Annotated in this window: 13 protein-coding genes; all 13 read right to left on the bottom strand. The window is 68.9% G+C overall.

The genetic code is table 11. The annotated features are described in order from the left end of the window. Positions 1-18 precede the first annotated feature (18 nt). The 13 genes from U5A58_RS26830 to U5A58_RS26770 all read right to left on the bottom strand — a co-directional run bounded on the left by U5A58_RS26830 (position 19) and on the right by U5A58_RS26770 (position 17,320). Positions 19-2,598, bottom strand: a complete 2,580-nt coding sequence (locus tag U5A58_RS26830) for a putative baseplate assembly protein (protein ID WP_321963650.1) — start codon at positions 2,596-2,598, stop codon at positions 19-21. Further along, entirely contained in the window at positions 2,598-2,954 is a 357-nt protein-coding gene (locus tag U5A58_RS26825) for a GPW/gp25 family protein (protein ID WP_321963649.1), read from the bottom strand. Before U5A58_RS26825 ends, U5A58_RS26830 begins: the two co-directional genes overlap by 1 nt. 75 nt (positions 2,955-3,029) lie before the next feature. Next, positions 3,030-3,353 carry a hypothetical protein gene (locus U5A58_RS26820; RefSeq protein WP_321963648.1) on the bottom strand — a complete coding sequence of 108 codons (324 nt, stop codon included), beginning with the start codon at positions 3,351-3,353 and terminating at the stop codon, positions 3,030-3,032. Next, on the bottom strand, positions 3,353-3,871 hold the full coding sequence (locus U5A58_RS26815; RefSeq protein ID WP_321963647.1) for a phage baseplate assembly protein V: 519 nt from the start codon (positions 3,869-3,871) through the stop codon (positions 3,353-3,355). The genes U5A58_RS26820 and U5A58_RS26815 overlap by 1 nt, the downstream gene beginning before the upstream one ends. Next, positions 3,868-4,995, bottom strand: coding sequence for a hypothetical protein (locus U5A58_RS26810; protein WP_321963646.1), 1,128 nt, complete (start codon positions 4,993-4,995; stop codon positions 3,868-3,870). Before U5A58_RS26810 ends, U5A58_RS26815 begins: the two co-directional genes overlap by 4 nt. Beyond that, positions 4,992-5,366, bottom strand: coding sequence for a LysM domain-containing protein (locus U5A58_RS26805; RefSeq protein WP_321963645.1), 375 nt, complete (start codon positions 5,364-5,366; stop codon positions 4,992-4,994). Before U5A58_RS26805 ends, U5A58_RS26810 begins: the two co-directional genes overlap by 4 nt. Next, on the bottom strand, positions 5,363-6,025 hold the full coding sequence (locus U5A58_RS26800; protein ID WP_321963644.1) for a hypothetical protein: 663 nt from the start codon (positions 6,023-6,025) through the stop codon (positions 5,363-5,365). Before U5A58_RS26800 ends, U5A58_RS26805 begins: the two co-directional genes overlap by 4 nt. Next, positions 6,022-7,566, bottom strand: a complete 1,545-nt coding sequence (locus U5A58_RS26795; protein WP_321963643.1) for a DUF4157 domain-containing protein — start codon at positions 7,564-7,566, stop codon at positions 6,022-6,024. Before U5A58_RS26795 ends, U5A58_RS26800 begins: the two co-directional genes overlap by 4 nt. Continuing rightward, the gene (locus tag U5A58_RS26790; RefSeq protein ID WP_321963642.1) at positions 7,563-8,516 is read right to left on the bottom strand and encodes a hypothetical protein; all 954 of its coding nucleotides are present in this window, start codon (positions 8,514-8,516) and stop codon (positions 7,563-7,565) included. Before U5A58_RS26790 ends, U5A58_RS26795 begins: the two co-directional genes overlap by 4 nt. After that, on the bottom strand, positions 8,513-13,735 hold the full coding sequence (locus U5A58_RS26785; RefSeq protein WP_321963641.1) for an eCIS core domain-containing protein: 5,223 nt from the start codon (positions 13,733-13,735) through the stop codon (positions 8,513-8,515). Before U5A58_RS26785 ends, U5A58_RS26790 begins: the two co-directional genes overlap by 4 nt. After that, a complete protein-coding gene (locus U5A58_RS26780) occupies positions 13,732-13,989 on the bottom strand; it encodes a hypothetical protein (protein WP_321963640.1) in 258 nt (85 codons plus the stop codon). Before U5A58_RS26780 ends, U5A58_RS26785 begins: the two co-directional genes overlap by 4 nt. After that, a complete protein-coding gene (locus tag U5A58_RS26775; protein WP_321963639.1) occupies positions 13,986-16,094 on the bottom strand; it encodes an ATP-binding protein in 2,109 nt (702 codons plus the stop codon). The genes U5A58_RS26780 and U5A58_RS26775 overlap by 4 nt, the downstream gene beginning before the upstream one ends. Further along, the gene (locus U5A58_RS26770; protein WP_321963638.1) at positions 16,091-17,320 is read right to left on the bottom strand and encodes a DUF4255 domain-containing protein; all 1,230 of its coding nucleotides are present in this window, start codon (positions 17,318-17,320) and stop codon (positions 16,091-16,093) included. The genes U5A58_RS26775 and U5A58_RS26770 overlap by 4 nt, the downstream gene beginning before the upstream one ends. Positions 17,321-17,333: the final 13 nt, after the last annotated feature.

The following is a 17,333-nucleotide window of genomic DNA, read 5'->3' as shown; positions in this document are numbered from 1 at the left end:
CTGGACTCATAGCCGATCTCATAACCCACCTCGCACCAGCACCGTCAGCCGGCCCTGGCCAGGCGCATCCGGATCGTTGTCGAGACGCGCGATCTGCGACGCGCCGAGCGCCAGCATGCCGCTCGCCGGCACGTCGTCGGGCGTCGCGCTCGGGGCGTTCGTGCCTGGCACGAACGCGCGCAGCCGCGTCACCTCCGCTTCGATCACGCCGGACACCGCCTGGGCCGCTGCGACGATCTGGCTCACGAACACGCGTTGCCCGAACGTCTGGTTGTCCGGGTTGAACATGGCGAGCCGGCCGCCGGGCAGCGTGCCCGTGCCGAACACAGCCAGCAGCGCCGCCTTCACGTGCGCACGCTGATAGCCGGGTTGCACGCACACCGATAGCCCCAGGTCGAGCGGTACATTGTCGGCACGGACAATTCGCAGGTCGTGGCCGATCCGCCGGTAGGGCGTCAGGTACGCCCCCATCTGCGCGGTCAGCGCGGCGTCGACGGTTTCGCTACCAAATGGATCGAGAGCCACGCGCGCTTCGTACCAACTGCCGTTCCAGCACAGCGTCGCCTGCGCGCCCTGCACGCTGGTGAATGGCGTGCCGCACAGCGCGGCGGCGCGTTCGGCGAGGCGGCGCGCGTTATCGTCGGCGAGCGTTGCGTAGTCGTCGGCGGTAATCGCGCGCTCCAGCTTCGAGCGGAACGCATGCGGCGCGAACATCCGGACCTCGGCCGCGGTCTCGGGTGCCGTGCCGCCCGTTGCGGGTAGCGGATTGCGCGGCGCGAGCCCGTCGTCGCCGGGCTTCTGTGTGTACACGAGATAACGGATCGACTCCGCGCCCACGTTGCCGGCCGGGCCGTTGCCGATCCGATAGCCTGCTTCGAATGTCGTGCCCGCGTCGGGCGCGCGTCCTTCGGTGCCGTCGCCGAAACGCAGATGTGCGGTGCCGATGTCGTCGATCTCGACGACGAATCGGCGATCGTCGGGTCCGCAGTCGAGCAGGTCGGCGGCGGACGTCCAGATCAGCGCGAGCGGTGCGGAGCCATCCCTGACGTCCGCCGCGCTCGCGAGCCACACATACGGTAGCGCCCCGCGCGGGTCCTGCGCGATCAGGTCGACCGCGCAGCACGCACCGTTCAGCGGCTCGGTGAACGTGAGCGGCGCGCCATCGAGCGACGGCGCGAAGCGCACCGGCACGCGCACCACGCGCGGCGGCCCGCATTCGCTTGCGCACGTCACGCTGCCGGGCGCTTGCGGCACGGGGCCGAGCGTCTGCCCGACGTGCGCGCCGTGATCGACGAGCAGGACGTTGCCGCGTGCGACGCTTAAGCCATCGCGGCACGTGCAATCGGGTGCTGGCATCACGGCCGAGAGGCACAGCGCAAAGCCCAACGCATCCTGCGTGCACCATTCGATCTCGACGACGGGCCGCCCGCCCGTCTCGGGTTCGTAGAGCGGATCGACCGCCGGCGTGACGCGCGTGAGCCGCACCGCCTGCCGGTGCGTGGGATCCGCGTCGGCTGCGTTGCCCGTACGCGGGCCGATCACCTCCTCGAAGATCAGCACGTCGCCGGCTTTCAGGTTCAACGCGCGAGCGCGTGCGCTGTCAGCCTGCACCCAATGGTCGAGCAGCGTCGCACGCGTCGCCCCGGCGGGCAGGCAGCACGCGCAGTCGCCCCACGTGTAGAACGCGATCTCGTTGCATGCCTCGCGCAGGCCGAGCGTCTGCGACCGGTCCGGCCAGAGTGGCTCGAACCACTCGAAGCTCTGCGCAGGGACGCTCGCCAGCTGCGCGAGTTGCAGCACGCGCGTTTGTGGCGCGCCCGGAAACCCGGTGCAGAACGCGACGCCCGACAAGTCGAGCGGCATGTCGTGCGTCACCGCAATGCTGACCCAGGCGCGCGCGTTGCAGCCTTCATGCATCGCATAGTCGACGAGCCGCGCATGGCGACGCAGCGAAATGCGTTGCCGCGCGGTGTTCAGGTACGCCTCGGTCGCAACGGCATCCTGGTAGTAGCTGAGCTGGTCGCCAGCATACGCGAGCAGTTCGACGAGCATCACGCCGATGTCCGGCACGTGCGTTTCCTGCCAGGCAGGCATCGTGAGCGCGAGCCGGTCGAGGATCAGCCGCCGGAAGCTGTCGTAGTCCTTCGCGAGATAGTCGATGTCGGGGGCCGGGCGTGCGGGAGGCGGACAAACTGGCGTCGCGCAGCAATCGAGATCGGACGGGCACGACGCCTTGAAGCTGAACGTCACGCAGGCGAAGCACGGATCGAATCCCGTCATGCGGCTGCCGTCTTCCGGATTCACGACTGCCAGCGTGTAGGTCGACCAGTCGCCCGGACGGCCGACGTCGATTTCGAGCCAGTCGTCGAACGCCGGATCTGGCTCACGGTTCAGCCGGATCGCGGAGATGCTCACCGGCGCGCCGCCCTCGATGCGCAGATTCGTCGCGTTAAGATCTGCAGGTGCCTTACCGAGAAAATGCACGTCGAGCGTGGTCTGGCTCGCGCCCACTTCGACGAAGTCGATTCCGTAGAGCGCGGAGCGTCGAACGTCTTCGCGACGGCGCTCGAGGTCGCAACCTGCTGCCGCCCCGTTCATCATGCACTCCTCACGAAGGTTTGCGTCGCCGGCTGCTGCGTCGCGTGAATCACATAGTTGACGACCACGGTGAGCGTCGCATCTTCGGCGCTTACCGTCAGCTGCTGCAGATCGATCAGTTCGCCGAGATAGCGCTGCAGCGCGGCTTGCGCGGTGAACTGTAGCGCGGCCGCCAGCTCGGCGCTGTTCGGCGCGAACACCATCTGCAGCAGACCGCTGCCGAAGTCAGGCCGGTTCACGCGCTCGCCCGGCGCGGTGAACAGCAGTTGCTCGATCATGTCGCGAATGTGGTCCGCATCGCCGGTCGCGGCGGTACGGCCACACGCATCGATGCGAAACGGAAAATCAATGTTCATTGTGTCTCTCCCGTGGCGTGGCAATCGGGCCTCTGGTGCTATTCAGGTATCCTATATTTTTACCTCACGTGACCTTCACGTGGCTGTCACACGGGTCTGCGTCGCAGCGACGACGAGCGGCGTGCCGGTCGGCGCGCAGATGGCCTGACTGTCGAGCAGCAGCAGAGGCTGGCCGGTCGACGTGACGCGCACCGCGCTCGTGACGAACTGCGCGCTCACGCACGGGCCGTTGCCCGAAGGCGGCGGCGGGAATGCGCAGCCCGCGACGACGTAGGGCGCGGCGATCGTCACGGTCGGCATACCCAGCACCGTGACGCGCGGATTCGGCGTAGTCGGCTGCGCCTGTCCGCCGTGGCTGCACGTGATCGTCGCGCCGACATGGAGCAGAAAGCCCGGCATCACGTCACCACCAGTGCGCCGGCATTGATCGTCACCGAAGGCCCGACGAGCGCAATGCTCGCGCCCTTGCCGTTCTGGATGTAGATGCCCGTATCGTTGACGATGATCGTCGCGCCGGTCGTGCTCTTGAGCATGATGCCGCCCGTCGGCCCCGGCACATCGCTAACGACGACCGCGTTCTGCAGCGTCGTTTGCATCACGATGTTCGGGTCGCCCGGCACGCCGGCGAGCGCGAGCGCCGGCACCTCGGCAGCGTTGCCCCACCAGCCGCCGATCCACACCGGGTAGTCCGGGTCGCCGCCTTCGAACTGCAGCCAGACGCCCGCGCCGACTTGCGGCACCATGAACGCGCCCATCTGCTTGCCCGCGAACGGCGCGCACGGCATCGCCCACGTCGAGGGCGTGACGCCCCCCACGTCCGGCACGATCACCATGATGCGGCCCATCTGCATCGGATCGACGTTGTTCATAACGGTGCCGCGATAGACGCCGTAATACCGGTTTTCCTTGCCGCTCATACGCTCACCCTGTTCACTGAGGATCCCGTGCCGCCACGCGCGAGCGTGAAGCTCTGCTTGTACTGGCCGCGCTTGATGTCGTGCGTGACGCTTTTCACGTAGTAGAGCCCGTCGTAGTACTGGCCGCCGCCGCGCACCGCGCACAGTTGGCGCGCCTTGAATACGCGACCGTAGCGCAGCACATCGAGTTGACCGCTCGCGGTCGCCACATCGGTGCTCTCGAACAGCTTGCCGAGTGCCGCGAGTGCCGCACCGATCGGATCCTGGTTCGCGATCGGCTTCAACTGCACGTACTTGAGCGGCGTCGGCGCATGCGCGGCCTGCGACGCCTTGATGAGATCGATGCTCGGCAGCGGGATCGGAATCGGCAGCTGCGAGTTCTGCTCGATGATCGTCACGAGATAGTTCGTCGCGAGCGTGCCGTCGTACGAGAAGTTCAGCGAATCGAGCGTCGTGCTCGAATCGAAGTCGATGCTGAGCGCGGGCTGCGTGCCGCCCAGCAGCTTCGTCAGGTCCGGGCCCCAGTACGCCAGGCTTTTGCCGGGTGTCGGGCCGGGGTCGAGATAGAACACGGCGCCCACCTTGCTCGCGAGCGTCGTCACGTAGCGGTAGTCGGTGCCGTCCTGCTTCATGAAGCGCTCGATCGGGTTCTGGATCAGCGCGAGCAGCGGCGGCAGCGCGAGCGGCACGACGCCGAGCACCGCATACTTCGCGAGGATCAGCTCGACGATCACGAACATCGGCAGCGCCGGATACGGGATGCCCGTCAGGTCGATGAAGTCCATCAGCGCGGTGAGGTCGAGGCCCGTGACGGTCAGCGTCGACTTGCCCGCCGCGTTGCCCGGCGTCAGGTCCTGCTTCGTGACGATGCCGTCCATCAACACTTCGGTCGCGCCGTTGACGGTGACCGCGATGATCACGCGCTGGCGCGGGTCGAAGAAACCACTCGCTTGCAGTTGCGCGAGCGGCCCCACCTGGCTCCACGTGAACTTGAGCTGAAAGCCGCCCTGGCTGCCAACCGTCGTGCTCACCTGCACTGAGACGAGCGCGTCGATTACCGCCTGCGGCACCGGACTGGCCGAGAAGCCGCCCATCATCAGCGTCAGGTAAAAGCCGCGATTCATAGCGCTGCCCCCGTGACGCCAGGCGGCAGCGTGATGCGCAGCACGGCGCCCGGCGTTTGGGTGAGCGTCCACGGCCGCATCGCGCGATTCGCGTCGCACAGGCGCCAGAAGAGTGTCGGGTCGCCGAGGAACTGCGCGGCGAGAACGTCGAGCCGGTCGCCCTGCCTGAGCGTGTACTGCTGCACGGTCTGCATGGGCTCGGGCGGCGGCACGAAGCGGCGCTTCACATATGCGAGCGGCAGGCCGTTCTGCTCGATTGTCGCGATGTCGATGCCGCAATAGCGGCTCGTAGGCGCGAACAGCGACGTCGCCAGCGCCGTCTGCGCGAGCATCGCCTGCACCGGGTCGAGACGCGGATCGCTTCCGTTCATGGCAGCCCCCTGATACCGAGATCGCCCAGCGTGCCGTAGCGGTACAACTGCGCGAGCGCTTCCTTCTGCCGCTGATAGGCCATGTACAGGCCGCCGCCGCGATCGGAGAAGAACAGGTCGTCGATGCTAAGCACGCGAAGCCCAAGGCTGACTTTCGCACGCAGCGGATTGAGCTGCGGATCGAAGGCTTCCTCAGTAATACTGAATTCTGTGAGCCTCACCGGCACGATGCGCGTCGCGCTCCAGACGAACAGGCTCATGGGTGCGAGCACCGGCATGATCTCGAGTGTGCCCTGCTGCGACAGCGCGAAGTTGTTCTGCAGCGCCGCGCTCGACGGATACACGAGCATCTCGAGGGCGGCGAGCTGCGGCGTGATGCCGTAGCGCGCGGTGGTCTGGTTCTCGTCCGGGTGTTCGAGCTGGTCGGCCGCGTCGATCTCGGCTTCGAGCTTGAAGGTCTCGACGGGCGGCCCCGTGAGACGCAGTGCCTCCGAGCGGTCGCCGCCCTCTTCCACGCCCTTGATTTTCAGCGTGCGCGTTAGCGTGTCCGGGTTGTACTGCATCACGATGATGCCGTTCGCAAGCACGGTGAAGCTGTCCGGGTCGAGCAGTACGATGCCGCCCTTGAGCACGCGCGGGGAACCGGGAAAGGCGCTCATGTCTGTTCTTTGCCGAGATAGCGTTTGATCACACCGGCGCCGATGCCAGCCGCCAGCCCCACGCCCGCGCCGATCAGCGCGCCGACGCCACCGCCCGCGAGCGCCCCGATGCCCGCTCCGAGCGCCGCGCCGGCGGCGCCAAACAGCAGCTCCGGCGGCACCTTCGCAAGCGCTTTGGCGAACGCGGAGGCGCCCCGTCCGATCACGGTGCCCGCGCGCACGATGCCCTTGCCGATCCACGTCGCCGCTTCCGCGAAAAAATGCCCGACCGCCGCCGCGAGCTCGCCGAGTGCCTCGAACGTGAACGTCGCGCTCACGGCGACCTTGCGCTCGGGCGTGCCGGGCGGCTCCGCCCGGTCGTGAACGAGATCGCGCAACAGCAACGGCAGCTCCGATCCTTTCGCTGACACATCGAACTTGAGCGTAATGCCGTGGCCGACCGGAATATCCGGCACGCTCGGCAGCTTCGGATCATTCGCGGCCAGAAACGTCGCGCCCACCGTCGTCACCCAGATCACGAGCGGAATCCCGTCCTTGCTGAACACGTACTCCTTGACCGCCTTTTCGAGTTCGCGGCCGAGGCGCGTCTTGCGGAACGTTTCGAACGCGGCGCCGAGCGCTTTCATCGCCGCCTCGTCATAGTTATCGCCATGCGGCGGTGGCTTGCGCGGATCCGGAATCGGCGCCGGTCCCGGCGCGGGCCCCGGAAAAATCGGCGCGGCCGGTGTGCCGGCCAGCGCCGTGCCGCCATGCGCAAGCGGCTTCTCGCCCGCAACCAGCTTGTCGAGCGCCGCGGGGGCGTTCAGGTCCGGCGCGCCCGACTTGAGCAGCGGGCGCAGACGCGCGATGAGTTCGCTGGCCGTCTCGAACGTGGCATACGGGCTCACAGGGGCATCCATCCCGAGAATCAGGTGCAGTCCGTCTAGCACATTCGCGCTCAGACGCAGCGGCTGCTCGCGGCTCGATTGCGCGTCCCACATCCGGTTCAGGAAGCTTTCGAGCACGAGCTCGGACGCGGACTGCTGCGAGGCGATCGCGGCAGACGGGAACAGCGAAGGGCGCACGGGCAGCAATGGTGTCGGCGCATCGCCCGCGCTCTGCCGCTGCACGCCTGCGTGCGCTGCGCCGAGCCTCGGTATACGGGCTTGGGCGACATCGTGAATGGCTTGCTGCGCGGCGCTTTCATCGCGATCGCCGGGCGCGCTGACCCGGTTCGGATCGCCGCGCCCGTGGCGCTGCTGCACGACGTGCGCGAGCTCGTGCGCAACGAGGCCGCGCCCAGCGGGCGTATCGGGCAGGTAGTGGCCGGGCGCGAAGGCGATGTGCTCGCCCGCCGTCAGCGCATGAGCGCCGCTTGCGCGCGCCGCTTGCGCGTCGGTGTGCACTCGCACGCCGCTGAAGTCGTGGCCGAAGCGCGGCTCCATGTACGCCCGCGTCGCGCTGTCGAGCGGCCGGCCGCCCGTCTTGAGCGACAGTGCCGGATTCGCATGGGGCGCCGTTCGCGATGCGCCGGTCCGCCAGGTTCGATTCCGCGCGCTCATCGCTTCGCCTCGCGGGATTGCGCGCGACGCCTGCCGTCGTGCTCGCGCTTCACGGCCGCGAAGTCCGCGTCGCCCCAGCGCAGCCGCAGCGCGAGCAGACATGGTTCGACCCAGCTGCGCGCGACGTCGGGGCCCAACAGATCCGACAGCGTCGCACAGGCGGTCGCGAGCGACGTGTAGGCGTCGACGCGCTGCCCGAGTGCGTCGAACACCTCGGCAAGCTCGACGCTCGACGCGAAATACGGCACGGGCGCCACCGCCTCGAGCGCCTTCGCACGCGCTTCGCCAGCGGCGAGCCGGGCCGCGTCCCAGTGGCCGGCCGCGCGTTCGAGCCGCGCGTGCTCGACAGCGACTTCGGCGGTCAATTGCGCATCGTTCGGATCGGGCAGCGGCAGCACGTTGCGCACGGCGTCGAACGCGCCGGCGTTCGACAGCAGGCGCGCGTGCTCGGTCTGCAGGAAAGCCGCGATGCGCGGCCCGGCGAGCGCGCACGCGGCATCGAAGTCGGCGGCGGCACCGGCGAACTCGCCCTCGGCGATCAGGCACGCAGCGCGCAATCGCAGCAGCGCAATCTGCGCGTCGGCGCCCAGTTGCGTTGGTCGTGCCTCGCGTATTTTGGCGAGCGCATCCCCGTAACGCTGCGCGGCGTCGCGCCAGCGCGCGGCAGCCTCGTCCTCTTCGGCTTGCCGCGCGAGTGCCGCGCCTTCGGACGGAACGTCGCCCGGCAACACTGCCGCCGCCTGCCCGGCCAGCGCGCTCGCGGCCTGCGCCTGCCCGAGCGCGCTGCGCAACGACGCCGCGAGCTGCAGGCTGCGCGCGCGGTCCAGCGGACTCGCGGCCTGCGCGCCGGCCGCCTGCTCGAGCGCGCGCGCGGCGCCTTCCAGATCGCCCTGGCGCAGTTGTGCGATCGCGGCGGCGAGCCACGCGTCGGCGCTGTCGGGCGTGCTCATCGCTCGCGCACCTCCGTGATCCGGTAGCCCATAGCCGCGAGGCGCTTGCGCGTCTGCTCGAGCGCATCCGCGCGGGCCCTGGCATGACCTTGCGCCCAGAACTGCATCGCCGCAGCGAGGCTCACCGCCTGCTGCTCTTTTTGCTTCGCCTGCGTCGAGAGGCTGTTCGACGTCTGCTGCGCGCCTTTCTGCTGGTTCGCCGCATCCTCCTTGCGCGCGAGGTTGTTCTTGTCGAAGTCCTCGGTCGTGTCCTTCGCGTCGTGCAGGTCCTTCGACGACCGTTCCGCCTGATCGCCCGTCTGCTTGATGGTCCCGGCGTCCGCCTGTATGCCATTATCCCGCTCGCCCTGTTGCGTCTTCTGGTCCTGCATGGTCTGGTCCATCTGGTCAAGCTGGCCCAGGAACTTCGTCGCGTCGCTGTTCACTTTCAATACACCGTTCTTGAAGCGCTGCACCGGGCCCGGCTCGTTCGGCAACGATTGCGCGAGGCCCGTGAAGCGCGCGAGCCCCTTGAGCGGCAGGGTCAGCGACGTCAGCTTGCCGGCGCGGCTCGCGTAGTCGTCGATCTTGCCGCGCGCGTCGCCTTCGCTCTTCTTCTTGCGCTCGTTCGCCTCATCCCGCTCGGCGATCGCCTTCTGATGGGCTTCGGTCGCGGTGATCGCGTCGCCCGTGCCCTGCTTCATATCCGCGAGCGGCTTCTCGTTCGCTTCGTGATGCGCCTTCTGCTTGCCCATCATCTGCGCGAACTGCTCGGTCTGTGCGCGTGCCGCGAGCGTGTCGATGATCTGGTTGCGCAGGCTGACGAGATCGTCGGGCGTCGCGGGCGGGGGCTGGTAGGCGGGATTGACATGCTCGACGATCGGCCCGCCGCTTTCGGCCGCAGGCTCGGGTGGATGCGGTTGCGCGGCGGATTCGGCGGCGGGTGGCGGTGTGCCGGGGGCGCCCTGGGCCGATGGGGCGGGTTCGTCGGCGGTGGTTGGGGTGGCAGGCTCCTTGCCCGCCTCGGCACTCGCCGATGACGGAGCGGGCGCCTTGCTCGTGGTCGATGCCGCGCCCTGGGGCGCGGCCCCGGATGGTTTTACGTCACCCGCCCGAGGCGCTTCGCCGGCAACGGCCGGCGTCGCCGCTCCACTCATGGCGGGCGGCCTGTCAGCTGAGGACCCGGAGACCGCGGCCGGTGTTTGCGTCATGGCCGCAGCCGAGCCAGGGGCGGGAGTTTGCGCTGCGGTAGCAGTTGGCGGCGCCGCGGGCTCCCCAGTTGCGGTGGCGGCTTGCGACACCTTTGGCGCCAATGGCGTGAGACTCGCCGGTTCGCCGGCGGGCTTGTCGGTCGCTACGGCCGGCGTGGCTTCGGCGGGCGGCACTGCGCTCGCTGCCGCGCCGCCGCCCGATACGCCCTTGGGTCCCGGCGCGGCAGGCGCCGAAGCGGGGCTCGCGGGCGGCCCGCCGCTTTTCTTTTGCGCGATCAATTGCTCCATCGTCGAAACCGCGTCTTCCCATTGACGCAGTTTTGCGATGTCCTTGGGTGTCGGGTTGGGTTTGCGCTTGAGCTCTTTGATCGTATACCGGTATTGCTTAAGCAGGTCGGCATCGACCCCGCCTCGCTTTTCCGGCGTCTGCCACGCACCTTCGGCGATGCCCTTTGCCGTGGCCCGCTCCCGGGTTCCCTTTTCGGCGCGCTTGTCGATCGTGAATCCGGGCCTGTCGTGCGCATCGTGATCGACATACGTGGCCGCTTCGACCGGGCGCGTAGTGTCGCCGCCGTGCCCTGCGCGAAGATGCACGTCCTTCGGCAAAGCGAGTCCGCTTTCGGCGAGATGCCCGAACTCGGGGTAATCGGCGATCGTCATCAGGTGATGGAACTCGAATCCTTTCGGCATCTTGCCGGTCCGGCGCACCTGTTTCTGCTGCGCCGGACTCAGGTGAGAAAGTGTCTCCTGGGTAAGCGGCGTGTGTTTGCCCTCGTCCTGCAACACCTCGCGCATCTGGCGGCCGAACGCCTTCGCGGCTCGCCGACGCAGCGACTTCTTCACCGGGTCAGCGACCTGCGAACGGTCGAGCAACTTGCTTTCGCCGGGTCGCAGCGCCTTTGGGCGCTGGGTTTCGATACCCGCCGCGACTTCCCGCTCGACCGGTGGACCGCCGATCATGGCGGTCTTCTCGGCGACCTCTTCTGCGAAGGCTTGCCGGGCCTCGCTGACTTCTGGCGCGCTCTCGGGAGCCGCGCTACCTGCCTTTGCTGGCGCTTGCGGGGTCTCGCTGGGTGGCTTGGCAGCGGCGGATTTTTCGGCAGCGCCGGTTTGCGGCTGTGCGACCTCGGGAGCCGCCGCGCCTGCGGGCGTGGATGCAACTGGATTCGGGGGCTCAGGTGTTGGCGTAACGGGCTCGAGTATTGGCGTAACAGGTTCGGGGGTCGGCGTAACGGGTTCAGGTGTTGCCGGCTCAGTCGCAGCCGGGGTTGTCGCTTTGGCCGGTTCAACGCTACTGTGCGCTGCGGGCATTTCCGCAGCAGGTGGCTGTGCAGGGGCCTTCAACTTCTTTGTAAACGGCGTAAGCTCTGTGGCCGATACACCGCCCGACTGCTTCTTGAATCCCGGTTTGTCGGGAATCCGGCCACCGCCCAGCTTCAGGTCGAGCGCCTGCTCGAAAACGTCAGACCCGCCCTTGCCCTTCAGTGATTCCCATTGCTTTGGCGAAAGCGGCTCTTTGGCAATAGTCACATCGGCGGTACGGGCTCCTTTCGGTTGCCCACCCGGCTCGACGCCCACCGTGATGACCTTGCCCTCGTGGAAGCCGACCTCCGGCACGAGGCGGCGACTCGCTTCGCCAAAATGCCCGCCCTTCGCGCCCGTGCTTGCCGCCTCGGACCGTGTCCTCACGTTTGCAAGCAACGCCTTGCCCGCTTCGCTGCCCTGCTTCGTTGCGTACTTGAGCCGCAGTTCCTTTGCTTCCTTCGAATTGCCGGTCAGCTTATCCAGAACCTCTCCGGTCGGCGGCGGCAATTCCTCACCGCCACGCGTCGCCTTCACTTTCCCGGTTTGCAGTTTCTTTCCTGCCTCGAACGCAGCTTCGCGCGCTTCGAACTCCGCGACGTCTCGCGGATCAGCGCCCGGTGCTGCCGGTCGCTCGCCCCGGACGGGCGGCTCTTGCTTACCTCCGCCACCCTTTTTTTCCGCCGACCGCTCTGCCGGCTCGGGTCCAGCCTTCGCTTCGGGCTCCGCCGCGGCCGGCTCAGGCGCAACCTTCGTTTCGGGCGCCATTGCCGCCAGTTGAGGCACGGCCTTGACCTCGAGTTCCGCCGGCGTGGCGGACGGCCCGCCATGCGCCGCGATTTCCGCAGGCGGTTTTGCCGCGCTCGCCGGCATCTCAACCGGCACTTCTGTCGGCTTTGCAGCCGGCGCTTCCACCGGCGCGGCGGCCGCTGGCTTTGCCGCCACCGGAGCCTCGGCGGCGGCCCCCGCACCCAGCGCCGGCTTCGCGGCGTCGGGCGCCCCCGGTGCCGCTTTCGGCGGCTCCGCGTTCACGACCGGCCCTTCCCCGCCCGCAGCCGGCGGATTCGGATGCCCGGGCAGTTTGGGCGGCGGCTTCGGCGTCGCGAGGTGCATGCCTTTCTCAGCCGCCTTCGCGCCAACGAGCCCGCCGACGAAGCCCACGGCCCCCCCTGCGGCACCCTTGATGGCCTCGCCCTGCTTGACGACGTCTTGCGGGTCCGCGTCGCTCGCGAACGCGTGCAGCGCCCGGAACGTCGTGATCAATTCCTTTAGCACAACAGAATTGATCGCATCGAGCACCATCGTGCCGCCGCCGATCGCGAGCGAGACCGTCGTGAGCGTCGCGGCCAGGGGTGAGATCACGCCCGCGGTCGCCACGGCCACGATCCACATGATCACGGTGATCAAACCGAGAATGCCGACGATCACGTTCGCGACCTGCGACGCCACCTCGAGTACCGTGCTGATCGCCTCGATCGAATTGGCCAGTTGCTCGTAGAGGTCCGCGCCTTTTCCGAAGCCCTCGATCGTCTTGCCGGTTGCCGACCAGTCGCGCTTCGCGAGATCGATGCCCGCCATCACGCCGCCGATCACCGCGCCGATGCCCGGCAGCGGTGTGAACTTCGCCGCCTGCGCGCCGAGCCGTGTCGCGATCGCGACCGCGGCCTTCTCGACCGCCTTCTCGGCGATCTTCATCGTGACCGCCATCTTCGCGCCCTGCACGACGCCTTCCTCGAAGCCGTGCGCCGCGCCTTCGCCCGCGCTCTGCGCGATGAATGCGGCGCGCTCTTTCGTGGCCGCCGTACCCACCTGCTTCGCCGCGGCGCCCCAGCGCTCGTGTTCGGCCAGCTCGTCGTCGATCAGCGCGAGATCGCCCGTCGGCAGCTCGCCGGGCGTCTTCGGCTGCGCCTTCTTTTCGGCTGCGGCGCCCGCCGCGGGTGCAGACTTGAGCGCCGTCGAGCCGGGCGCGGACGCGGCAGCCGCACCGGCGGTGGACGGCTGCTGAGCGTGAGTCGGGCTCGGCGCGGGCGGTGTGCCCTGACCCACCGAGGGTCCCGCTTCGGCAGCCGCGCCAGGCTGCGCGAGGTCGGTCGGCGCCGGCAGGTCCTTGTCGTCGAGCTCGCTGTCGGCCGCGGTCGGCGGCAAGTCCTGCGCCGCGAACGCCTTGCGGAACAGCAGGCCCTTCGCACGCTGCGCGACGTGCGCGATTTCGTGAGCGAGCAGCCACAGGCCGTCCTGCGTGCCCGGCCGGTAAGCGCCTTCGCCGAACACGACGTCGTCGCCCAGGGTGAACGCCCGGGCGCGCAACGCACGCGCCGCCGCGCTCGCCGCCGGGCCCGCGTGCACCCGCACGCGGCTGAAGTCGGCCGCGAACGCGGGCGCCGCGAACGCCGAGGGTGTCTGCAACGCGCGATCGGCAGCCTGGTCCGCCGCGCGCTCGTGCGGATCGTCCGTGCGCGCGATCGCGAATCGCGCCGGCGCGCGCAGCGCGTCGACGACGCCCGACGCCGAACCGGCCGCGCCGACGCGCCGTTCCAGAAAACGCCGCGTCGCCGGATCGAGCGGCCGCCCCGAGCCGCGCAGCGCGCGCGCGACAGCCTCGCCGAGCGGATGCTCGCGCAGCGGCGCGTCCGCGTGCCGGGCGTCCCGCAAGAGTGTGCGCCCGTCCTTCGCGAACGCCGCGTTGCGGGCGAGCGCCGGCGCGGCGGCGCGCTTGAGCGTGCTCATCGCCGCCCCAGGATGCCCGCGTACACGCCCTCGGCGATGCGCTGCCCGCTCGACTCGGGGGTGTCGCCGCGCGCGGTACGAACGTTCGGCGCGCGCACCACGGGCGTCGCGCGCGAGCGCCAGTCGGCCGCGCGCGAATCGCTGGCGAGCCGCGCGAGCTCGCTCTCGAGCGCGGCGCGCAGACGGGCCGGCTCGCCGGGTTGGTCCGCGAAAGTGTCTAGCACGAGACGCTCGATGCGCACGACGACTTTCATACGGCCGCCCCCGACCAACGGAAGTCGGTCTCGTTGACGGGACGATCGAGCTTGCGAAACTCGACGCGCGCCGCGTTGAAGACGATCGGCATCGTCACCGGCGTGCCGGCCCGGGCGGCCTGAAATGCGGCGTTCACCGCGATCACCGCGATGTGCCCGCCCGTCAGGTTGAGCCGCGCGAGCCGTGCGTAATCGAGATCGGCGATGGGCGTCTCGCCCGGAAATGCCTTGCGCCACATCTGCTCGCGCTCGGCCGTGCCCGGAAACGAAAAATCGACGACAAAGCGCAAGCGGCGCAGGAACGCCTGATCGAGCGCGGCTTTCATGTTGGTCGCGAGGATCGCGAGCCCGCTGTAGGACTCCATGCGCTGCAGCAGGTAGTTGATCTCGATGTTCGCGTAGCGGTCGTGGCTGTCCTTCACTTCAGTGCGCTTGCCGAAAAGCGCGTCGGCTTCGTCGAAGAACAGGATCGCGCCGCCGCCCTCGGCCGCGTCGAACAGGCGTCGCAGGTTCGCCTCCGTCTCGCCGATGTACTTGCTAACGACGGCCGACAGATCGATGCGGAACAGATCGAGCCGCAGGTGATTCGCGAGCACTTCGGCGGCCATCGTCTTGCCGGTGCCCGTCGCGCCCGCGAACAGCACGCTGATGCCGAGTCCGCGGCTCATCCGCTTGGCGAACCCCCAGTCGCGATAGACGGTGCCGCGATGACCGACCTGATCGGCGATCTGGTGCAGCAGCGCTGTCTCGGCCGATGGCAACACGATGTCGTCCCACGTCGATTGCGAGATGAGACGCCGCGCGAGCAAATCGAGGCCCGGCCGCGTCAGCGCGCGCGCCGCGTCCCACAGGCGCCGCTCGAGCGCCGGCGCCTCCGCCCCCTGCGTGGCGCTCTCGCGTTGCGCGAGTTCGCGGATCGCGTTCGGGTTCAGATCGAACTGGTCGGACAGCGCATGGGCGAGCGCCTCGCCGATCGCGGGCGACGCCGCGCGCCAGCACGCATTCTGCTCGGCGGTGCTCGGCCGCGCGACTTCGATCGCGAGCGGCGTCTGCGCGACGTTCGGCCAAAGATGCCGCGTCGCGAGAAACACGACGCCGTCGAGCCGGCTCAGCAACAGATCGACGACGGTCTGCACGCCGTCGGCATGCTCGGCCTCGATGTAGAGCGCCACGGGCAGCAGCAGGCTTTCGCGCCGCCACAGTCGCGCCAGCGCGTCGAGCTCGCCTAGTGCGGCGGGGAGCATCGCGCTGTCGAGCCGGTACGCGTGGCGCTCGAGCGCCTGGGCGGCCGTCGCGGCGACCTCGCGCTTGCTCGCCGTATCGCTGCCCAGCAGCCAGATCACGGGGGTCGCGCCGTCGTCGGCCTGGCCGATACCCGTGACGATCGCTTCGACCGCCGCGTGCTGCGACGCCGGCAGCGCGGCGCCATCGCCGGCAGAGGCGGCCGGTTCCAGCGCCGGCAGCGGCATCACGAGCGGCGCGAGACGGTCATCGAGGCACATGACGCCTTTGATGAAGTTGACGATCCGCTCGTCGGCCCGCAGCGGGCTCGAAATCAGCGTGCCGCCTGGCGCGCCGAGCTCGACGAGCCGCCAGTAGCGCAGCGGACGATCGGGGGCAAGCGCTTCCCATCTGCCGCCGTCGAACAGATCGAGCGCGAGCGCGAAAGTCGGCCAGGCGAGCGCGCGGTCGCCTTGCGCCTGCGCGCACAGGCCCGCGATCGACGTGTCGATCTCCATCGCCGCGCACAGCAGCATCACGTCGCGTTCGAAGTCGCTCAGGCCGAAGCGCTGCACGATCAAGCGCAACGCGGGCGGCGGCGTCATGTCCTTGCCGAGCTCGTCGAGCTCGTCGAGCGTGGACGGCGCTGACGCCGCCGGCGGCCGCGCGTCGCGCGACGCCGGATTATCGTCGGGCTTGCGCCGATGCCAGAAACCGAAGGCGGAGCCGCGTTCGTCCGCGCGTTCGCCGGCTTGTGCGCCGCCTTGCACACCGGCTTGCGCGCCCTGCTGTCCGGCCGCGTACTGCTGCAGCCGCGCGCGCACACACGCGAGCGCATCGCCCAGATAGCGCGCATTCGCATTGAGCCACTCGCTCTCGGTCATGTCACGCTCACCTTTTGCGTTTTGTCGAACACGGGCGGCGTCTTGTTGCGATCGACGAGGAAGCTGTCGACGCCATCGACACGCAGCCGCACCCAGTAGTCGCCCTTCACGAGGGCGCTCGCGTGAAACGTCAGCGTGCTGGTCTGGGCCAGATGCGCGTCGGCGACGACTTCGTTCATGCCGAGCAGCAGCGAGGCGCGCTGGCTGGGCCAGACCTGCGGCGACACCGTCACCGTATAAACGACGTCGCCCGCCGGGGCGCTCGCCGGCGTGATCGTGATCGATGGCGCGATCGCCAGCACGAGCTGATTGGTCTGCCGCCGGAATGTCTCGCCCGGGCGCTGCACGAACACACTGAGCGCATAGAAGCCCGCCGGCCAGACGGCGGGCTGCACGGGAAGCGTCACTTTCACGGACGTCGCCGTGCCACCGGCGGCGGGCGGCACTTCGACGGGCGCGCTCCATAGGGGATGCATGAATTGCACGCCGACGTTCGCGCCGTCCAGATGCACTCCGCTCAACGTGAGCACCGCGCCAGGCAGCGCGGAGGGCTGCAGGTCGGGCAACGCGAGCGCGTCGAGCGTCGGCACGGGCGGCATCAGGTCCGGCTGCGAAGCAACGCCGTCGTCCTTCGGGCCGCGCGTCAGCACCGGCAGCCCGGCGCGCGTCGCGCGCGTGCTCTCGATCAACGTCACGCCGACTTCATAGGCGGCCGACAGCCGGTACTGCATCGCGAACCCGGTCCACAGTTTCGAGAGCTCGTCGATCGTCAGCGGATGGAACGTCACGCGCACGTGCTCGATCTGCTTGTCGAGGTCGGAGCCTGGCAGCGACGCCGTCGCCGCCACGATATCAGCCGCGCTCAGCACCGCATGGTCATGCAGCACGCTCATCGCCTTGCCGAGCAGCACGTGGCCCGAGGGCGCCGTTGCGTCGTCGTTCGCGCCGAATGCGGTGATCAGGTAGTAGAGATTGAGCGGCAGCGGCGGCATCGCCATTTCGCCGGAGCGGACCTGGCGCGGCATGTCCGCGTTCACCCACGCGGCGTTGCGCACGACCATGTAGAGAAACAGGTTCAGCTGATTGTTCGTGTTGCTGCCGCGCGCCTTGTCGAGCGGCAGAATCGTCACCGTCGTGTCGTTGAGACCTTGCTCCTGCGTCGCGCCTTGCTGCAGTATCGACTGCAGCGTGGCGGTGACGGCGGCGATGGCGTTCGAGTTGCTCATGGCGGCGGGCGTC

This window comes from Paraburkholderia sp. J7 (genome assembly GCF_905220155.1).
Classification (GTDB): Bacteria; Pseudomonadota; Gammaproteobacteria; order Burkholderiales; family Burkholderiaceae; genus Paraburkholderia.
The sequence above is the reverse complement of the archived record's forward strand: the minus strand, read 5'-3'. Positions and strand labels throughout refer to the sequence as shown.